Consider the following 18,873-nt stretch of genomic DNA (forward strand, 5'->3'; position numbering starts at 1 on the left):
ATGTATGGAAAGGAATGGGTAACTATCAAACCTCATTTGTACCCTACTGACTCACTGCGACTGGATGCCCAGGGAATGGACATTAAAAACCTGAGTATTGTGAAAAACGGAAAAAATGTTCCGCTGAAGTACAAGTATGACAGCCTTAGCCTGGCCATCAAGCTGGATAAGGAATATAAAAGCACAGAAAACTACACGGTTTACATCGAATACACCGCGAAACCCAATGAGCTGAAAGTAAAGGGCAGCGCAGCTATTACCGATGCCAAAGGACTTTATTTCATCAATCCCGACAGCACCGAAAAGGACAAACCCGTGCAGATCTGGACGCAGGGCGAGCTGCAAAGCTCATCGGCATGGTTCCCGACGATCGACAGGCCCAACCAGAAAACTACCGACGAGATCAGCATGACCGTACCTGCGAAATATGTGACGCTGTCCAACGGCCGCCTGGCCTCACAAAAAAAGAACGCCGACGGAACAAGAACGGATACCTGGAAAATGGAACTGCCCCACTCCCCTTATTTGTTTATGATGGCCGTAGGGAATTTCAAAATCTATAAAGACAAATGGCATGACAAAGAAGTAAGCTATTATCTGGAGCCAAAATATGCACCTTATGCAAAAGAGATTTTCGGTTTTACGCCTGAAGTGCTTGACTTTTATTCCACTATCCTGGGTGTCGAATACCCATGGAACAAATATGCTCAGATCGTAGTACGCGACTACGTAAGCGGGGCGATGGAAAACACCACTGCTACCTTGCATGGTGCATATGTACAGGGAACTGCAAGAGAGCTGGCCGACAGATATTATGATGCCGGAAGAAGCACAATTGTTCATGAACTTTTCCACCAGTGGTTTGGTGACTACGTAACCGCTGAAAGCTGGAGCAATATCACTGTAAATGAATCTTTTGCCGATTTCAGCGAAACACTCTGGGCAGAACACAAATACGGACAGGATGCAGGTGACGAGCATAACCATGAAGCGCTTGAAAGCTACCTCAGAATGCCCGAAAATGCCAGGAAAGACCTGGTACGTTTCCACTACCACGACCAGCAGGATGTATTTGACGGGGTATCTTACCAGAAAGGTGGCAGAATCTTAAATATGCTGCGCCATTATCTTGGTTCGCCGGCTTTTTTCAAAGGCCTGAATATTTATTTGAAAACCAATGCCTTCAAAAACGGCGAGGCGCAGCAATTACGCCTGGCAATGGAAGAGGCCAGTGGTAAAGACCTGAACTGGTTCTTTAACCAATGGTATTACGGTGCCGGCCATCCATTACTGGAGATCAGTTACAAATGGGATGAGCAGTCGAAAACTCAAACTGTGTACATCAGGCAAACGCAGGAAGGCAAAGCCTTTCTGTTACCTATAGCTGTTGATGTTTATACAGCTGGGAAAAAGGAACGCCACCAAATCTGGATGGACAGCAAATCGGATACCTTAACCTACAAACTTGCGGGCAAACCAAGCCTGGTCAATGTTGATGCAGAAAAAATCATCCTGAGCAAAAAGACCGATAACAAATCACTTGAGGAGTTTTTGTTCCAGTATCAGAATGCACCATTGTACATGGACCGTCTGGAAGCTATAGAAGCTGCGTCAGCAAAACCGGCAGACCAGACTGCGCAAAAAATTATTCTTGCAGCACTGCAGGATAAATATTACGGTCTGCGCCTGAAAACATTGAATTTAATTGACCCGGCTAACACTGCATTAAGTGACGCTGCATTGCCAACGATTCTTAAACTTGCGAAAACGGACGACAATAACCTGGTTAAAGCAGCAGCGATCAATGTTGTCGGTTCCTCAAAAGGTGCAGAGCTGCAGACTGCCTTATATCAGGAAGGCTTGAAAAGTCAGTCTTATGCGGTTGCGGGAGCATCGCTGAATGCGCTTGCAACTGTAAAACCAGAAGAAGGACTTACACTTGCAAAGTCTTTCGAAAAAGACAGTGAAGGTGCTTTAACTGATGCTGTGATCACGATCTATTCGCAGCGCGGATCAGATGCAGAATGGCCGTATGTTTATCAGAAATTCAGCAACGCCGGCGGACAGGCGCAGTACGATATGCTGAAGGACTTTATTTACATGACTGCACATGTGCAGAATCCTGTTTACGCACAACAGGGTATCACGATCATCAAAGACCTTGCGATCAAATATAAACCAATGGGTTTTGCGCCTCAGCTGATTGACGTGCTGAAACAGATCAAACAGTTGCGTGATAAAATGAATGATAATGCTTCAGCAAAAGCGGCTGATGATGCTGTCAAACAAATCAATGATGCCAGATAATTTATAAAGGGCAAACGAGCTGAGACCAGGCCGGACCAGATCAGATTAAATAGTCTCGGGATCGGGCTTAATTGCAAAAAGACCATGCCCTGTATCGGGGCTGCCCGTTGCTGAAAAAGCAGCAGGCAGCCCCGATACAGGGCATGGTCTTTTTTATGCAATAGTGTGTTCTAGAGGACCTGCTCCTCAAGCAGAAACCGGAGTTTCAATTCAGGGTCTTTACAAAAACCAGGGTGGACCCTTGAAGTTTGTATCACCGTACTGCGCATCGCAGTAAGCCATCGGAAACGTGATGGCGCATCCAGCTGCCCAATCGGCCCGCTATCTTTTGATCCTGTACAGATCAGCATGAGGCTGTCCAGATGATTTCTGAGTTCATTTACATCAAGCTTTGACGAAAATGCCTTCAGGCGTTCCTCATCAAGCATATAAGCCGCTGTCAGGTATTTTTTACGGGCACAGTACAAGATCACACCAACATTTAGAAATTCATCACGTTCTACCCTTGGTACCACGCGGATGACCGCATACTCAAATAAGTGTAGTTCTTGCATGTTGTGCTTCTTTTACAAAAATTTCAGAATGAGCAATGCGGATTTCGAGAAACTCGACATAAGCGGCACGGTGTGCGGCTGCAGATTCAAATGCTGCATCTGCCAACAGCCACTCTTCAGGGACCAGCGCTACAATATTCTGCAGCAATTCTTTTGGCAGTAATACCCTGAACTCCTCATCTACCTGCTCCAGCTCTGTAGCCCATGGCAGTAATACGTGATCTTTGATCAGTGCAAAGGGACGCTTTGCCTGCTCCTGCCAGTTTTGCCAGGAGTGATGGAAATAGAGAGAGGCCCCGTGATCGATCAGCCATAATTCCTTATGCCAGATCAGCATATTGGTATTCCTCGGGGTACGGTCCATGTTCATCAGCAGACAGTCCAGCCATACAATCTGTGAAGCCAGCTTCGGATCAATAACTGTTACGGCAGGATCAAATGTGATTGCCCCTGAAAGATAATGTATTGCCAGGTTCAGGCCTATGCTCGCTTTGAGCAGATCCTGTATCTCTTCATCTGGTTCGGTACGCCCAAAGGCTTCATCCAGATTTGCGAAAACAAGTTCCGGCATCCTGAAACCGAGTGCACGTGCTATCTCGCCGCCGATGATCTCAGCGATCAGCGCTTTCGGCCCCTGACCGGCACCACGGAATTTTAATACATATAAAAAATCATCGTCTGCCTCTGCTATTGCCGGCATTGAACCGCCTTCACGCAAGGGGGTTACATAGCGGGTCACATTTACAGTACGCAATTGAAGTTCATTGGTATTTATCATAGAAAACTCAATTATGTAAATCAATTTAATTGAGTTTACGGCGCTAAGATAACTGTTTTCAGCTTAAATTCAATCGCGCAGACAGCTGGTCAGACCTGCACTTGTCAGCAAAAAAAATCAGCATGCCCGGTATGGAACATGCTGATTGGAATTGCGGGATCTAAAATGTAACCTTAAGACTGGCTACAAACGTAGCGCCCAGCTGACTAAATTGAGAACCATCATATGTTGTAGTAGAATACCTTCCATTGAAGGTTAGTAAATTTGTATAGTTAAACACAGCAGCAGGATCCTGTAGTTCAGCTTCTCCTGCCGGATTTAAGGCTTTGAACTTCCATTTTGGCAGAACATTAAAAATATTTTGTGCATTTACGGCAAGTGTTACATTCTTCAGCAGCGTAACCGTGCCACCAAGATCTGTTAACACTTTCGTACTGAATTTTGTATCAAGGTTATCACTAAGGCCGGCCTGATGGAAAGTAGTTGGGCCAACTACAGTATTATTGAGGTTAACAGAAACTTTACCAATGCGGTAATCACCACCAAAGATCACTTTTGACTTTGGTCTTGAGGAAAGCAGCAAAGCCAGCTGAGTCTGGTCAACTACCGTTTGTCCGGATGCAGCAATCAAAGGTGGGTTTTTGATAGCCAGTGCTTTGTTCTGCATCGTATAGTTTGCTGCCACATTCAGTCCGAGTACTCCTGTTCCAAGCCTGATATTGCGGTAGCTGGAAACAAAATCAAGTCCCTGTGTACGGGTATCAATCCCATTCACAAAGAAACTTACGGCAACAATTCCATTGTCATTGAGCACCTGATCCAGTCCCGGGGCGTCAGGATTATCGGTATGCCCGATCTCCGAACTCAACACAATCCGGTTTTTAACACGGATGCTGTAGTAATCCAGCGTGACACTGAAATTATCTGTCGGGCTCAGACCTAATCCGGCAGTATAGTTTAGCGATTTTTCTGCTTTTAGTTTCGGTACGCCAAGTAATCTCGACTGAGGGCTGTTGTTATTTACAAGTCCTTTTGTCTGTATCCCTTCGCCCGGAACAAAACTTGCCTGTGCAATCTGAAGATTAATCTGTTGTAATGAAGGCGCCCTGAATCCGGTGGACAACGAACCGCGCAGCGTTAGCTTATCATTTAATAATTTGTAGCGCGTACTGCCCTTCCAGACAAAGGCATTTCCAAAATCACTGTATTTCTCTACCCTCGCCGTTCCGTTAATCAGGAACTGCTTGGTAATATCATAACTAACATCGGCATAACCCCCGATATTGTAACGTGTGGCAGTAAGCGCATTGTTGGCTCCATACCCTGGAAAAGAATCGGCACCTCCGGCTACGTAAGAAGCCGTATCACCGGCAATTATGGTAAAGTTTTCCTGTCTGAACTCGGATCCAAATGCAATGTTCAGCTGATCACTTACAGCTTTGGAAATATCAATGTTGCCTATGTTATTGGTAAAATCAAAACCACCCGGTTTAAAGCTGATCGGGCTGGAAGCACCCAGGCCCCTGTTGAGGGTATTGTTTACCGTATAGAGCTGATTGTTACCGCCGGTTGTGAAACTTACATCGGTTTTCCAGCCATTACTGGTGGATCGGAAACCAACAGTAGCATTGTAATCCTTTAGATCGCCTTCGAAAGTTGGTCCGTAACCCAGGTAAGGTGTACCTGCGTCATGCAGCAACCCAAAGTCTGTATCCCGCCAGTATGGCGTACGGTAATTGGCAAAACTATTTACTTTCTTATAGATATAGGCAGCGTTATAATAAAACTCTGTACTCTCTGATATAGGGATGGCTCCATTGACCAGGAATTTTGCAGATGAATTTTCGGGAGAGGCATTGATATTTTTAGCGTCAGGGTAGGCTGCTAAAAATGCATTGACCGTACTGACCGGTACACCAAAACCCAGGTTGGCATCAGCTTCTGCAGCTGCATCTACCTTACCCGGACGATTTGCCATATTGGTATGCTGCATATCAATGGTATAATTTACATATCCCTTATCGCCAAAATTAGCACCGTTGTTTACACTGAAGCCTATCATTTCACCATCACCTTTGTGGGTGATGCCGGAATTCACAGTGACCGAACCGTAGTCAAACCTGTCCTTAAGGATAACGTTCATTACCCCGGCAATTGCATCAGATCCATACTGGGCCGATGCTCCATCGCGCAGGATTTCCACACGTTTAATCGCGTCAGTAGGAATAGCAGAAATATCCGCGCCGCTTTCACCTCTGCCGGGAGATGTCTGGATATAGGTCAGGGCACTGGAGTTTTTACGTTTTCCATTGATCAGGATCAGCGTACGGCTCGGTCCCATATTCCTGATTTCATACGGATCAAGCAGAGATGTCGCATCGTTTACCGGCGTATTCACAGTATTGAACGACGGTACTTTCGATTGCAAGGCCTTATCAAAGGTTAACTGCCCCGTACTTTTCAGATCGGCAGCTCCAATGATATCTATTGGAACAGGGCTGTCTGTCAGGGTTCTTTTAGAAGCCCTGCTACCCGTCGAAACCACAACTTCATTCAGCTGGTTGCCCGAATCTTCCATGCTGACATCCAAAACAACAGTAACACCTTTTAAAACAACACTTTTTATTGTCTTTTTATAACCTACCATAGAAAAAGACAAGGTATAAGTGCCATCGGGTAAATTTAGCGTGTATCCACCATCAGAAGCAGTCACTGTACCGGCACCTTTTGATGGAACAATTGAAACACCTGGCAGTAAGCTATTCTCATTATCAGTCACTTTACCTCTAATAATAGTCTGTGCAGAAGTATCAAAGGATAAAATCAGAAATCCCAAGAAAATAGCGGAGCAAAAAACAATCTTTTCATAGATTTTTTTCATAATAGGAAGGTTTTAATAGTTAATTGTTAGTTTAAGACTGAAATTTTCAGCCATTTAAACAATTTAAACATTTATAACTGAAGTTTAATGAAAATAACACAGAGAAAACAAATAATAATTCACTTAATTACAACTATTTATACATTTATAGGTCTGATTTTATCAATTTTTCAGGAAAAAGATAATAAAAATCAAATTATAATATAAATTAATAATCGTTAATCAGAAATTACACAAGATATTACCATTAAACCATGAAAAAAATGAAATAAATAACAAGATAAAAGATTTTTCAGCTCTTGAACAGGGACAAAATATCCAAAATCGAGGAAATAGACTAAGCCAAACTGCAATATCCCGATGGACAGCAATTTAGTATTCATTCTGTTACAGGTGTTAGAACAGACAATTTGGTTCATATCTTTAGCCTATGGAAGAAGAAAGAACGGCTATTGCTATCGTTGACGACCATACCTTGTTCCGTAAGGGCCTGGTCAGCTTACTCAATGAATCAGATGAGGTGGAAATTCTTTTTGATGCCGCGAACGGTTTGGAACTGAAGCAAATCATGAGTAAGGATCGACTGCCTGAAGTGATCCTGATGGACATCAATATGCCACAGATGGATGGTTATGCAACTACCAAATGGGTAAGAAAGACATATCCTTCTGTAAAAGTGCTGGCGTTAAGCATATTCGATGAAGACAACTCTATTGTTGAAATGCTGAAAAGTGGTGCCGGAGGATATCTGCGGAAAGAATCAAGGGCTTCGGAAATGATTACAGCCATCAAATCTATCGCAGCAAATGGCTAATGAAATAAAGTAAGCCGCCCCCCGGAGGGAAGCGGCTTACCTTTGCAAAGAAGCCTATTGAGGCCCAGGTAAAAAACAATCTAGTAACCTGGATTCTGAGGGAGGTTGGTATTGCCCAGCTGGTTATCTGGAATAGGAAACACGAGATATTTAGGATCATCCGTTGGTTTTTCCTGCCATGGCGTAAGGTATTTCCCAAAGCGGATCAGGTCCTGCCTTCTTATTCCTTCCCAGATAAATTCCCTTCCTCTTTCATCAAGGAGATTATCCAGGGTAAGCGCCGGAAAAGGAGTTGCATTTCTCGCTGTCCGCAGCGAGTTGACAATTGGTAATGCGGCCGCTGTCAGTCCCGATCTCAGCTGTGCTTCAGCTTTCATGAGCAAAACGTCTGCATACCGGTAATACACCCAGTCGTTCTCCGCAAGATTTGTAGACGTATTTGCAAAATCAACAGGATATTTAACAATGCGGATACCGGCAACTTCAAGGTGGTTTGGATCACGCTCAATGATACTGACTTCAGGCGTAAAGATCAGATTGTTCCCGCGGCGATCCTTGAGCAGGGCACCATTCTGATCAAACTGCTGTCCTACCAAAAATCCTACTCTCAAACCTGAAACGTTTGTTACGCCCGGATAGGCACCACCCAGACGCTGATCAGCTGCTTCGTATTTCCTGTAAAAGTCAGACAGGGTAGCAAAACCATTGATCCCACTGGGATTCTGGTTGTAGTGCAAACCCGTATTCCAGATATCTCTCACCCCGCCGGCGTCAGAGCCTCCAATATTTTGTGCGGTGAAGATGTTCTCTTTTGACAGCAGATTGTTGGTTGGAGCAAAATTATCGTAATATGGACTTAAAGCATATTTACCTGAATTGATGATCTGATCTGCCAGCGTGATGACCTGAGCCATATCTGCAGCGTCGAAAGTCGGGGCAGTCCGGTTAGTAAAAGCGCCTTTGTTCAAATATACCTTCATAAGCAGCATCCTCGCAGCATCTTTTGTAGCACTGTAATTAGGCCCGTCAGGCAGATCCGGTAATATAGCCGTCAGTTCAGAAATCAGGTAAGCAATTTCCTCAGAGGTGTTCCGCACACGTGAAGGCTGCGTTACATCCTCTCCCGCATCACGGTAAGGTACTTTTCCCCAGCCATCAAGGATCGAAAATTGCGCAAAGGCGCGAAGGAATCTTGCCTGCGCAGCTTGTGAAGCGCTTGGGCTAAACTGAAGCACATTCGTTGCTACATAACTTACACTGTTCAGATCTCTGAATACATCGGATATCCTGCTGTGGTCAGCTGCCCAGCGATGTAAGTGAAGGGCCCGCCAGGCACCGTTGTCATCCCAATCGCCCCCTCTCGTGGGCACAATTGCCTCGTCAGATGGAAATTCCTGTAAAGACCACCATCCCCAGGGGCCCTGGTATGGATTGCGCATTGCGGTATAACTTGCATTCAGCAGACCGGCAACATTGCCCGAAGACACGCCCTGGTTGCCAATTTGTCCGTTTAAACTTTCGTCAAGCTTGGTACATCCTGATAATGAAAGGCCAAGGGCTACAAAAGCTGTGATATATATATTTTTCATCGTGTTCAAGTATTAGGTTATAAAGAAAAGTTGAGGCCAAAGTTGAAAGTTCGTGCAGTTGGATAGGGTACATATTCTATACCTGCTGATGGAACTCCGCCCACGCTTTTATCCACGTTGACTTCAGGATCAAAGCCTTTGTATTTGGTAATCACAAACAGGTTCTGCCCATTAACGAAGATATTCAGTGCTTTAATCGACTTGCCGACGTTGCCGATATTGTAGCCCAGCGTAGCATTTGCGAGCTTCACGTAATTGCCATTTTCAATATACCGCGATGAAGCCGCGATTGGATTAGCCAGCGATTCCTGTATCTCATTCCCGATCAGACCGGAATAGATATTACGCGTACCAAGGTTTGGAAGTGGTAATACCGAGTTCAGCGTATTGTTGTAAATCTTCTGGCCAAATGAACCGTTGAAACTGGCATTTAGTGATAATTTTTTGTACCTCAGATCAGCATTGAAGCCCATCACTACTTTTGGATTAGGGTTGCCCAGGTAATAATAGGTGAATCCGTCATCTGTAAACTGAGAAAATCCCTGCGCATCCAGCCCTTTGTATTCACGCGTAACCATTCCGAATAAAGGCAGCCCGCTTTGAATCACTTCAAGGGTAACCCCGCTCAGGCCCTGCCCGCTCAGTGAACCGGTCTTGATAATCCCCTCAATATTTTTAGCTTCGTTTTTGATGAATGTGACGTTACCACCCAGATTAACCGCAAAATCTTCTCTGGAGATTACACTGGTATTCAGCGTAAGCTCTACTCCCCTGTTGGAGATTTCTCCGGGCAGATTTACCCATGTTGCTGTAACCCCGGGATTTGCGGGGGCGAAAGGTATCTGAGGAAATAAGAGTCCTGTGGTGGTCTTGTCGAAGAAATCCACCGAACCTGTCAGCACGTTTTTAAAAAGGCCAAAATCAACCCCGATATTTGTCTGTTTGTCCGACTGCCACTTTAACCTGCGGTTTTCGTTGTTCACGCCAACCAGGGTCTGCTGCCCATTGGAATAAGTGTAGTTGTAGCGTTGCTGAGAAGATCCGGATGGGAATTCCTGGTTACCGGTGCGTCCATAACCTGCCCTGAACTTCAGTTGGTCTATCCAACCCACATCTTTCATGAAATCCTCATTTTTGATATTCCATGCAGCCGCAAATGAAGGGAAATATCCATAGCGGTTATCAGCCCCGAATTTGGTAGAGCCATCGGCCCTCACAGTAGCTGTAAGCAGGTACTTGTTATCATAGTTAAATATGGCCCTGGCAAAGTAGGACTGTAACTGGGTTTTTGGATCATTGAAAGAATATAAACCCCTGTTGGCAGGTGCTGTAACCTGCATCACATCCGTATAATCTACAGGAATATCGCCAAAGCCCCTGCCGGTGCTCACCAGTCCTTTGTTTATGTAATTGGTATACTCGTAACCCACAATCGCATTCAGGTTCAGCTTTCCGACAATCTCTTTATTGAAGTTCAGCGTGTTGGTAAACTGCTGTGTGATCAGCTCGCTGTTTGAACGGCTTGCGTATCCGCCCAGAAAATCTCCGTCAGCCAGCACCCCCTGCAAATTGAGGAAGCTCCGCAGCGACTGTCTCCGGATACCGGTACTATAGTTAATACTGGCCAGCATCCGGTATTCCAGCCATGGCGTAATCTTATAATAAGGAGAAACACTTCCCAGGATGGTAGACACCTTTGACTTGTCGCTGGAAGCCGTGGACATCGCCATAGGATTGATAATTGTAGAAGCCTTATCAATAAATACAGAGCCATCGGGGTTATACAGGGAGCGGGTAGGATTCCAGCTCAAAGCCTGACTGATCAGACTTCCTGTAAAACCGGCATCAGTAGTAATCGGTGCGATGCTTTCAGTGTACTGATTGGTGATCAGGCTTACATCAAGCCCCAGCTTTTTGCTTTCCAGGAATTTGAAATTGCCATTGAAAGCCCCACTGTATTTTTTAAAGTCCGTTCCAATGATAATACCCTGCTGGTTCTGGTAACCGAAAGATGCACGGAAGGTATTTCCATTGCTGCCACCACTTATACCAATGTTATATGTTTGATTATAGCCTGTACGCGTAATTGCTTTCATAGCATCTACATTGCCGCCGTAATCGCCCGATGTTAAACCATATTGTTTGAGGGCGGCGCGGTATTCATCCCCGTTCAGCACATCAATTGAACGGGCCAAATTACTGATACCCGCAGTTGCATTTACATCTATCTTGGTTTCTCCGGCCTGCCCTCTTTTGGTGGTAATAAGCACGACTCCATAAGCTGCTCGCGAACCGTAAATTGCAGTGGCTGAAGCATCCTTAAGTATTTCCATACTGGCAATATCAGAAGGATTGATAAAGTTAAGGGGGTTACCACCGGTGGCAGTACCGAGATTAGTTGTTCCCACCTGGCCGCCTGCGGTAGGACTTGGCCTGGCAGATCTTCCATCAAGCGCCACACCATCCACGATATACAGCGGCTGGCCGGTACCGGTCATAGCAGTATTTCCACGGATACGCACCGTAGTAGAACCGCCGGGCTGGCCACTGTTACTGATCATCTGAACGCCGGCCACCTTACCCTGAATCAACTGATCGGGCGCAGTAAGCGGCCCCTTATTGAAATCTTTGGCAGATAAAGTTGCTGCAGCGCCAGTGGCATCACTCTTTTTTACGGAGCCATATCCAACTACAGTAACTACTTCCAGGTCTGTTCCGGAAATTAAAACAACGTTAACTGTAGTTCTTCCATTGATAGCTACCGTCTGAGATTTGAGACCTACAAAACTGAAGATCAACTGTTTTGCCGTGGCGGGAACGGTAATGGTGTACTTTCCATCTACATCTGTCATTACCTTTACCGGGCTCCCCACAACAGCTATGGTCGCGCCGGGCAGGGGGTTATTCTCGTTGTCAGATACTACTCCACGCAAAATAGTTTGAGCATAGGAAGAAAAATTAAGGAGAATGAGTGTGCAGCAAAACAGAAATAATTTTTGCCATGACGTGGATTCGGGCCTGCCCTTAAAGGCAAACCACCTTTGTGGTATAAACGCATTCATAGTTAAATTTGGTTAGGTTAAATAATAAAAAATATTTATCGGCAGGATATCTGATTATCCTGCAAATAAAGTATCATCATTATATAAATATACACAACTATTTCATACTGCGTATTCTAAAATATAAAAAATATTTCTCTACATTGGATGGCACTATGACACAAGAATCAATTCAACCCGGCATCATATGCTTTGGCGAAATCCTATGGGATAATCTTCCTACCGGGCGTACAGCTGGTGGTGCACCTATGAATGTGGCCTATCACCTCAACAGAACTGGTGCAGAAAGCCAGCTGATCAGCCGTTTGGGTGATGACAAGGCAGGTAAGGAACTGTTTGATTTCTCTGAAAAGATAGGCCTTCCTACTGATCTTTTACAGACTGATCCGACCTATCCTACCGGCGAAGTCATCGCGAAGGTCAGGGAGAACCATGAAGTTGTTTATGATATATTACCTGATGCAGCCTGGGATTACATCAGCTGCTCAGAGCAGCTGAAACACCTGGCAGGTAAAGCCGATGCCTTCGTATTCGGAAGTCTCGCAGCGCGGAATGACACATCGCGCCACACCCTGCTTGAATTGCTGGAGTCAGCAAAGTTCAAAGTGCTGGACATCAATCTAAGGGCACCACATTACTCAAAAGAGACAGCAGATTTACTGTTGTCCAGGGCCGATCTGCTCAAACTGAACAGTGATGAACTCAGCATTTTAACAGACTGGTTCTATAAAAGCGGAGCTGCAGAACCTGACTGTATCAGCTTTCTGCAGGAAAAATTTGGTATTGCCGAAATCATCGTGACGAAAGGCGGAGAGGGAGCCAGTTACTATTACGGCAACCTGTCTTATTCCGGAGAAGCTTATAAAGTAGAAGTTGCCGACACCATTGGTGCTGGAGATTCTTTTCTGGCGGCATTCCTTTACAAAAAACTTACAGGCTGTGCAATCCCGGAAACACTTGATTATGCACTCGCTATGGGGGCTTTTATCGCCAGTCAGCCAGGCGCTTGTCCCGCTTACACCCACTCGGATCTGAGTGACTTTATCATCAGCCATGAGCGGCAGGCTTAACTGATCGGGGTAAAAATTTAATAAAACGGTTTACCAGACATAGCTATTTGAAATTATAGTCTTATCTTCAACTTGAAAACCCAGTATAAACTAATACTTTGAACATGTACCTACACAAAACAATTATTGCCTCAGCCTGCCTGGCTGCCTTTGCATTATCAACAGCGAAAGGACAGGCCAAACATGAGGATACCGAATTTTATACGCCGGTGCCTAAGAAGGTAACCGCAGCAAAAACCAACTCTGAAGCCCCATCTGATGCGATCATCCTGTTTGATGGTAAAAACCTAAACCAGTGGGTGATGACAGACGACAGGTCACAGCCCGCAAAATGGATTGTAGCTGACGGTATTTTGACAGTGGACAAAAAAACGGGAAATATCGAAACCAAACAGTCTTTTGGCAATTACCAGCTGCACATTGAATGGCGTGTGCCTCAGAACATTTCCGGCACCGGACAACTGAGAGGCAACAGCGGTTTGTTCCTGGCTTCGATGGGCAAGGGCGATCTGGGATATGAACTCCAGATTCTTGACAACTATGATAACAAGACTTATACTAATGGTATGGCGGGAAGTATTTACAAACAGACAACTCCCCTGGTAAACCCATCAAAGAAAGCCGGCGAATGGCAGACTTATGATATCATCTGGACGGCTCCTACTTTCAAAGCTGACAGCTCTGTAAATACACCTGCAAATGTTACGGTATTGTTTAACGGCGTGCTTGTACAGAATAATTTTGAACTGAAGGGACCAACGCAATATGTGGGTCCTGCGGCGTATCGTCAGGCACATGGCCCGCTTCCTGTGAAGCTTCAGGCACATGGAGACAAGAGTGAGCCCGTAAGTTTCCGCAATATCTGGTTGCGCGAGTTGTAGGGGAGATTTCTTGCTTCGCTGGAAACAAAATCACTGTACTATTTGATGCTGCCGGGCGCGGAAATACGCCCGAAGGCATCAAATAGTACAGTGATTTTGTTTTTAAAGATTATCCTCCAGGTAATCCTCCCCTATCCCGCGCATCCGGCAAAGCGGATAAACAGGGCGGGCAAACATTAAGGATAAACCGGAAGGATAAAGAGCAGAGGCGATTAGTGTTTTAACCAGCTGGAGGGAATTTCCGTAGGCTGAGATCCGTTTAAACTATACTTCAGCTTTAAGGTATAACCTCCTCCGCCTTCAATGAAATCGAGGGCGATCGGCTGCAGACCTTTACGGAGTGCCACCTGTCCGCTTTTTTCAAAAGGGCCGTGCGGTCCGTCATTGTCAACTACTTCCCTGCCGGCAATTTTCAGGATACCGCCATCATCACAGTTCAGGTAAAAACTATAGATGCCGTCAGCTGGAATGTCCAGGTAGCCCTGGTATTTCAGGCAGAAACTTGGGGCGTCCGCCTTTTGGGGTACAACGATACCCTCAACAGTAAAGACAGCCTTTGGTTCACCTGTGATTGATTTCGCATTCTTAAATTCACCCGGATAGTAATTACAGCTTAAGCCAGGGTTCGAGACAAAGGTTTGCACCGGCGTTGCAAGATCCTGCTGCGTATACTGCAGATCATAGATGTCGCTTCTTCTTCCCATAGACGTAAATGCAGCGAGACGGATGGACATATTTTTACTGATCTTTAGGGGAGCATTCAGCGCTGCTGAACTCAGTGAAGGCAAACTACCGTCCGTTGTGTAACGGAAAGTCAGATCAGCCAGTGGCTTTGCCGGATTTAAAACGGTCTCATCTGTAAATACATTACGTTCCACTAATCCAGAGACGTCTGGCAGGCGATAGCTTACGTTCAGCGCATCCAGGCGGGGGAATTGTAGTTTCAACCGCTGCAGATATCCTTCGTAACGATCCTTATTGCTCCATAACACTTCAGCCAGTGCTGTCATTCTTGGAAAAATCATATAGTCGGCACGGTTTTCCGAAGGAATTTTCTCCGACCAGGTATTGGCCTGTGCGCCGATGATGCCTTTGGCTTCAGCAGCTGGAAGTTTAGCCGGGATAGGGTTAAAGTGATAAACCTCATATAGTGAGTTGCGGTCGGGCTCGTTATCAAAATACAAAGGGTTTCCTGGCGACATCACTACCTGGTTGCCATTTTTAGCCGCTTTCACCGGTGCGTCAGGCACCCATGAGCGCCAGTACATTACTACTGCCGTGGAACTGATGCCATCTTCCAGGATCTCGTCCCAGCCGATCAGCTTCCTGCCTTTGGAGTTGAAGAATTTTTCCATGCGGTTGATAAAATAGCTTTGCAGCTCGGCAGTAGTTTTAATATTGTTTTTCGCCATTAGCTCCCTGCAGCTTTCGGCTTGCTCCCAGGAACTGCGGTCAACTTCGTCACCTCCGATATGGATATACTTACCTGGGAAAATTTCCATGACCTCTGTAAACACGTTCTGCGCAAATTCAAACGTTGTTTCCTTGCAGGGACAGATCGGCGTCGTAAACAGCTTGCCCCATTTATTCTCCCCGTTTGCAGTCAGGAAAGGATAGCTGTTTATTGCCGCCATCATGTGTCCGGGCATGTCGATTTCAGGAATGATATCGATATGTCTTGCCAGTGCATAAGCCACAACACCCTTCATTTGCTGCTGGGTATAAAATCCACCATACAAAGTCTTTCCATTTTTCTGGATGATGTGTTTGGGATCAATCACAAAATCCGGATTATTTTTGGACCTAACCATCACGGCCGAATCCTGGTTGTTGAATGTTCGCCAGGCACCCTCCTCAGTTAGTTTGGGATATTTTTTGATCTCAATCCTCCAGCCCTGATCATCGGTAAGATGCAGGTGCAGTTTATTGAACTTATACAATGCCAGCAGGTCGATAAACTTCTTTAAATAGGCTACAGAAAAAAAGTGCCGCGAAACATCCAGGTGCATACCTCGCCAGGCATAGGCAGGCTGATCTGCGATCGTAACTGCCGGTACTGAAACCGACTTCAGCAGTGTCTTGCTGTGTTCATCCGAAGGAAGCAGCTGTCTCAGTGTTTCTATGCCTCTGAAAGCCCCTGCAGGTTCCTTTGCAGACAGTACAGCAGAATTTGCAGTAACAGCAAGGCGATAACCTTCAGGAGCGGCAATGCCCGCATCATACTTCAATACAATTGATTGTGCTGCCGCACCTGTGCTGGCCCTTTTCAAGGGGCTGCCGAGGTATTGCTGCATCAGCAGGTTCAGCTGAGCTGCTTCATTCTCAAAACGACGGTCTGCCGAAACAATCAGGGTTTTCGCAGTAATGGTGAAATTGCCTTTGCCTTCATTCAAAACTGAAGGGTAAGGGATAAGAGGAAATTTATTATTAACTTCCTGTGCATGGGCACCGTGAATAAAACTGCCGCCCAGAATAAAGGCAAGGCAGATCACTTTACGGTAATGGTAAATATTCATGTATGCGAATGATTTAATGGTTGCTGCGATTAATAGATATGGCGCGCAGCCTCGCTCCTTTTAATCAGTTCTTCCTTTTTGATATTGATCTGTTTGCCAATCGGCTTGCCGTCACGGTAAGTCACCGCGTTGAGCTGTGATGCTCCCATCGGGAAATTCAGTACAGAACCATCATACTTTAGGGCATGAAGATCAGGGAATGTGTTGTCAAATGTATAGTAGATTTCCAGTCCCGGCACCTCGGTACCCATGGTCAGCGATACATCATTACGTCCCTCTTTTACCGGTTTGAATATCACATTATAACAGCTTTTCGAATAGTTGATATCGGCTGCATCCAGACGGGTAAATTCATTTTCCAGTCGGCTCATAAAATCCGGCCAGTTCTTTTTGGATTTTGGGCTCCAGTATACTTCTGACAGGGCGATAGATCGGGGCCATACCATATATTCCATATGTCTGTAGGTAGGCACTGATTCTGTCCATAAATTTCCCTGGCCACCCAGGATCAGTTTCTCATCAATTCCGGCCGGAACAGGTTCATAATTGTAACTGTCGCTTAATCTGCACAGCCCATACGTATCTGGCTCTGCAAGCGGATCGCCCTGGTAAAGGTCAAGATAAACATAATCCCATGGTGTCATCACCACAGGGTGATTCATCTTTGCCGCTTCAATCCCACCATTCATTCCCCTCCAGCTCATTACCGTCGCAGATTGTGCCAGTCCACCCTGAAGAATTTCGTCCCAGCCGATAAGTTTTTTTCCTTTCGATTCCAGGATCTTCTCCAGTCTCTTGATAAAATAACTTTGCAGCTCTTCCACATCTTTTAATCCCTCTTTAGCCATTAACTTCTGGCAGTCGGGATTTTTCTCCCAGTAACCTTTATAAGCTTCATCACCCCCTATATGAATATAAGGATTGGGAAAAAGTTTAGCTACTTCGGTAAACACCTTATCCAGCGTCTTATACACATTCTCATTGGATGGATCCAGAGAGTTATCGTCCTGCGGATCCGTTCTCCATCCAGAATTTACGCTGTATTGTTTCTTTGTGCTGCTTAGCGAGGGATAGGTGCTGATCATTGCCAGACTGTGTCCCGGAACATCAATTTCAGGCAGTATCGTTACATATCGATCCTGCGCATATTTGACCACTTCTTTTATATCCTCCTGGGTATAAAAACCTCCGTATGTCGCTTCCTCATTGGCAAGAGCAGGCAGAAACGTGCCCCATCGCCCTGTTCTTTTCACGCTGTATGCTCCTTTTTTAGTGAGCTCAGGCAAACTTTTGATTTCAATTCTCCAGCCCTGATCATCTGTCAGGTGCCAGTGGAAAGTATTGTATTTGTATTTTACCATTTCATCGATAAAACCTTTTACTTCTTCTTTTGTAAAAAAATGTCGGCTCACATCGAGCATCAAACCTCTCCAGCCGAATCTTGGGTAATCCGTCACTTCAACTGAAGGAATGGTCCAGCTGACTGCAGTCTTTTGCTGCCTGGCTTCTATAGCTGATGGCAATAGCTGTATGATGGTCTGCAGTCCGTAGAAAGCACCTGCAGCTGTATTGGCAGTCAGGGTAATCTGTTCCGGACTTACCTTTAAACGGTAGCCTTCATTACCAATTTCCCCATCATTTTCTGTGTTGAGTACAACTGTAATTTTCTTTGTCCCCTTTGTTTTACTGACATCTATACCTGTGGCACGCTGAATTTTCGCTGAAAACCATTTGAGGCTTTGCTGAAGCTGTTTGTTCTTTGCTTTCAGTTCCAGGTAAACAGTGTTATCCAGGCTAAATTCCCCTATCTGTTCCGTAAGGGATACCGGTTCGGGTATTAAATGTACCCTGCGTGGTTCAGCAGCTTTTAAATGAAGCGCGGAGGCCGAAATAAAAAGGGTTAGCAATAAAATAATTTGAATTTTTCGCATATCTTCTGAGGTTCAGGTTGATTATTTAGGGCAGTTTTGGCCAGGTGGCGAAACGACATTCTAAATAAATCAAAAGATCTTGCAAAACCTATCGTTTTTAATTTTTTTAAGAAGTTTTAGCCTCTTTAACAAAGAAAATACAATAGGAAACGCGGCGGATTAATCTCAGGTAGTACCCGGGCAAGTCTTTTAAAAAACATGTATACCACTATAGTTTATCAAAGTATAGGTAAGAAAGAAGACAATAAAAATACCGAAAGACCAGCTAAAATACCGGGTTATGTTGCTGAAGCTTTTTTTGAAGGGCATCAGCAAAACTGTATTGAGCAACATCAGCAGGGCTGATATAAAAAAATTGACAATGATCAGCAGGGTAGAGAATATAATTACAAATATAAGCGGCTGGATCAGTATTCCTGCAGCCAGGCCATAGAGTAAACCGGAGATACCTGCAATAAGCAACATCCAGAAACCGTAAATCAATCCTTTT

General features: G+C 45.2%; 12 protein-coding genes. 4 read left to right on the top strand and 8 right to left on the bottom strand.

The genetic code is table 11. From position 1 onward, the window contains the following. The coding region (locus tag ABWY16_RS10400; protein ID WP_353904578.1) for a M1 family aminopeptidase at positions 1-2,307 on the top strand (2,307 nt) is incomplete at its 5' end. A gap of 170 nt (positions 2,308-2,477) precedes the next feature. Here ABWY16_RS10400 and ABWY16_RS10405 read toward each other — a convergent pair. From ABWY16_RS10405 to ABWY16_RS10415, 3 genes are all read right to left on the bottom strand, one after another. Next, positions 2,478-2,861 carry a DUF3037 domain-containing protein gene (locus tag ABWY16_RS10405; RefSeq protein WP_353904579.1) on the bottom strand — a complete coding sequence of 128 codons (384 nt, stop codon included), beginning with the start codon at positions 2,859-2,861 and terminating at the stop codon, positions 2,478-2,480. Then, entirely contained in the window at positions 2,839-3,639 is an 801-nt protein-coding gene (locus tag ABWY16_RS10410) for a HipA family kinase (protein WP_502930993.1), read from the bottom strand. The genes ABWY16_RS10405 and ABWY16_RS10410 overlap by 23 nt, the downstream gene beginning before the upstream one ends. Positions 3,640-3,799: 160 nt before the next feature. Continuing rightward, positions 3,800-6,520 (bottom strand): TonB-dependent receptor, encoded by a 2,721-nt coding sequence (locus tag ABWY16_RS10415; RefSeq protein ID WP_353904580.1) that lies wholly within the window; start codon positions 6,518-6,520, stop codon positions 3,800-3,802. Positions 6,521-6,950: 430 nt separating this feature from the next. Between ABWY16_RS10415 and ABWY16_RS10420 the strand changes: the two genes are divergently transcribed. After that, positions 6,951-7,334: a response regulator gene (locus ABWY16_RS10420; protein WP_353904581.1), complete on the top strand. Its 384-nt coding sequence runs from the start codon at positions 6,951-6,953 to the stop codon at positions 7,332-7,334. A gap of 80 nt (positions 7,335-7,414) precedes the next feature. Here ABWY16_RS10420 and ABWY16_RS10425 read toward each other — a convergent pair whose 3' ends face one another. After that, positions 7,415-8,923 carry a RagB/SusD family nutrient uptake outer membrane protein gene (locus tag ABWY16_RS10425; RefSeq protein WP_353904582.1) on the bottom strand — a complete coding sequence of 503 codons (1,509 nt, stop codon included), beginning with the start codon at positions 8,921-8,923 and terminating at the stop codon, positions 7,415-7,417. Between the two features lie 17 nt (positions 8,924-8,940). Then, positions 8,941-11,985 carry a SusC/RagA family TonB-linked outer membrane protein gene (locus ABWY16_RS10430; RefSeq protein WP_353904583.1) on the bottom strand — a complete coding sequence of 1,015 codons (3,045 nt, stop codon included), beginning with the start codon at positions 11,983-11,985 and terminating at the stop codon, positions 8,941-8,943. A gap of 155 nt (positions 11,986-12,140) precedes the next feature. Between ABWY16_RS10430 and ABWY16_RS10435 the strand changes: the two genes are divergently transcribed. After that, positions 12,141-13,055 carry a carbohydrate kinase family protein gene (locus ABWY16_RS10435; RefSeq protein ID WP_353904584.1) on the top strand — a complete coding sequence of 305 codons (915 nt, stop codon included), beginning with the start codon at positions 12,141-12,143 and terminating at the stop codon, positions 13,053-13,055. A gap of 104 nt (positions 13,056-13,159) precedes the next feature. Next, entirely contained in the window at positions 13,160-13,936 is a 777-nt protein-coding gene (locus ABWY16_RS10440; protein ID WP_353904585.1) for a 3-keto-disaccharide hydrolase, read from the top strand. A 212-nt stretch (positions 13,937-14,148) separates the two neighbouring features. Here the strand turns inward: ABWY16_RS10440 and ABWY16_RS10445 are convergent, their stop codons facing one another. The 3 genes from ABWY16_RS10445 to ABWY16_RS10455 form a co-directional block, all read right to left on the bottom strand. Beyond that, positions 14,149-16,452, bottom strand: coding sequence for a family 20 glycosylhydrolase (locus ABWY16_RS10445; RefSeq protein WP_353904586.1), 2,304 nt, complete (start codon positions 16,450-16,452; stop codon positions 14,149-14,151). Between the two features lie 29 nt (positions 16,453-16,481). After that, positions 16,482-18,383 carry a beta-N-acetylhexosaminidase gene (locus ABWY16_RS10450; protein WP_353904587.1) on the bottom strand — a complete coding sequence of 634 codons (1,902 nt, stop codon included), beginning with the start codon at positions 18,381-18,383 and terminating at the stop codon, positions 16,482-16,484. Between the two features lie 189 nt (positions 18,384-18,572). Further along, a partial coding sequence (locus tag ABWY16_RS10455) for a hypothetical protein (RefSeq protein ID WP_353904588.1) occupies positions 18,573-18,873 on the bottom strand: 301 nt, incomplete at its 5' end.

Origin of the sequence: Pedobacter sp., from assembly GCF_040513095.1 — a bacterium.
In the GTDB taxonomy this organism is placed as follows: Bacteria; Bacteroidota; Bacteroidia; order Sphingobacteriales; family Sphingobacteriaceae; genus Pedobacter.

Bases quoted from the DNA above. Each gene is read 5' to 3' on its own strand.
- ABWY16_RS10405 (WP_353904579.1), bottom strand. From the start codon at position 2,861: ATGCAAGAACTACACTTATTTGAGTATGCGGTCATCCGCGTGGTACCA.
- ABWY16_RS10410 (WP_502930993.1), bottom strand. From the start codon at position 3,639: ATGATAAATACCAATGAACTTCAATTGCGTACTGTAAATGTGACCCGC.
- ABWY16_RS10415 (WP_353904580.1), bottom strand. From the start codon at position 6,520: ATGAAAAAAATCTATGAAAAGATTGTTTTTTGCTCCGCTATTTTCTTG.
- ABWY16_RS10420 (WP_353904581.1), top strand. From the start codon at position 6,951: ATGGAAGAAGAAAGAACGGCTATTGCTATCGTTGACGACCATACCTTG.
- ABWY16_RS10425 (WP_353904582.1), bottom strand. From the start codon at position 8,923: ATGAAAAATATATATATCACAGCTTTTGTAGCCCTTGGCCTTTCATTA.
- ABWY16_RS10430 (WP_353904583.1), bottom strand. From the start codon at position 11,985: ATGAATGCGTTTATACCACAAAGGTGGTTTGCCTTTAAGGGCAGGCCC.
- ABWY16_RS10435 (WP_353904584.1), top strand. From the start codon at position 12,141: ATGACACAAGAATCAATTCAACCCGGCATCATATGCTTTGGCGAAATC.
- ABWY16_RS10440 (WP_353904585.1), top strand. From the start codon at position 13,160: ATGTACCTACACAAAACAATTATTGCCTCAGCCTGCCTGGCTGCCTTT.
- ABWY16_RS10445 (WP_353904586.1), bottom strand. From the start codon at position 16,452: ATGAATATTTACCATTACCGTAAAGTGATCTGCCTTGCCTTTATTCTG.
- ABWY16_RS10450 (WP_353904587.1), bottom strand. From the start codon at position 18,383: ATGCGAAAAATTCAAATTATTTTATTGCTAACCCTTTTTATTTCGGCC.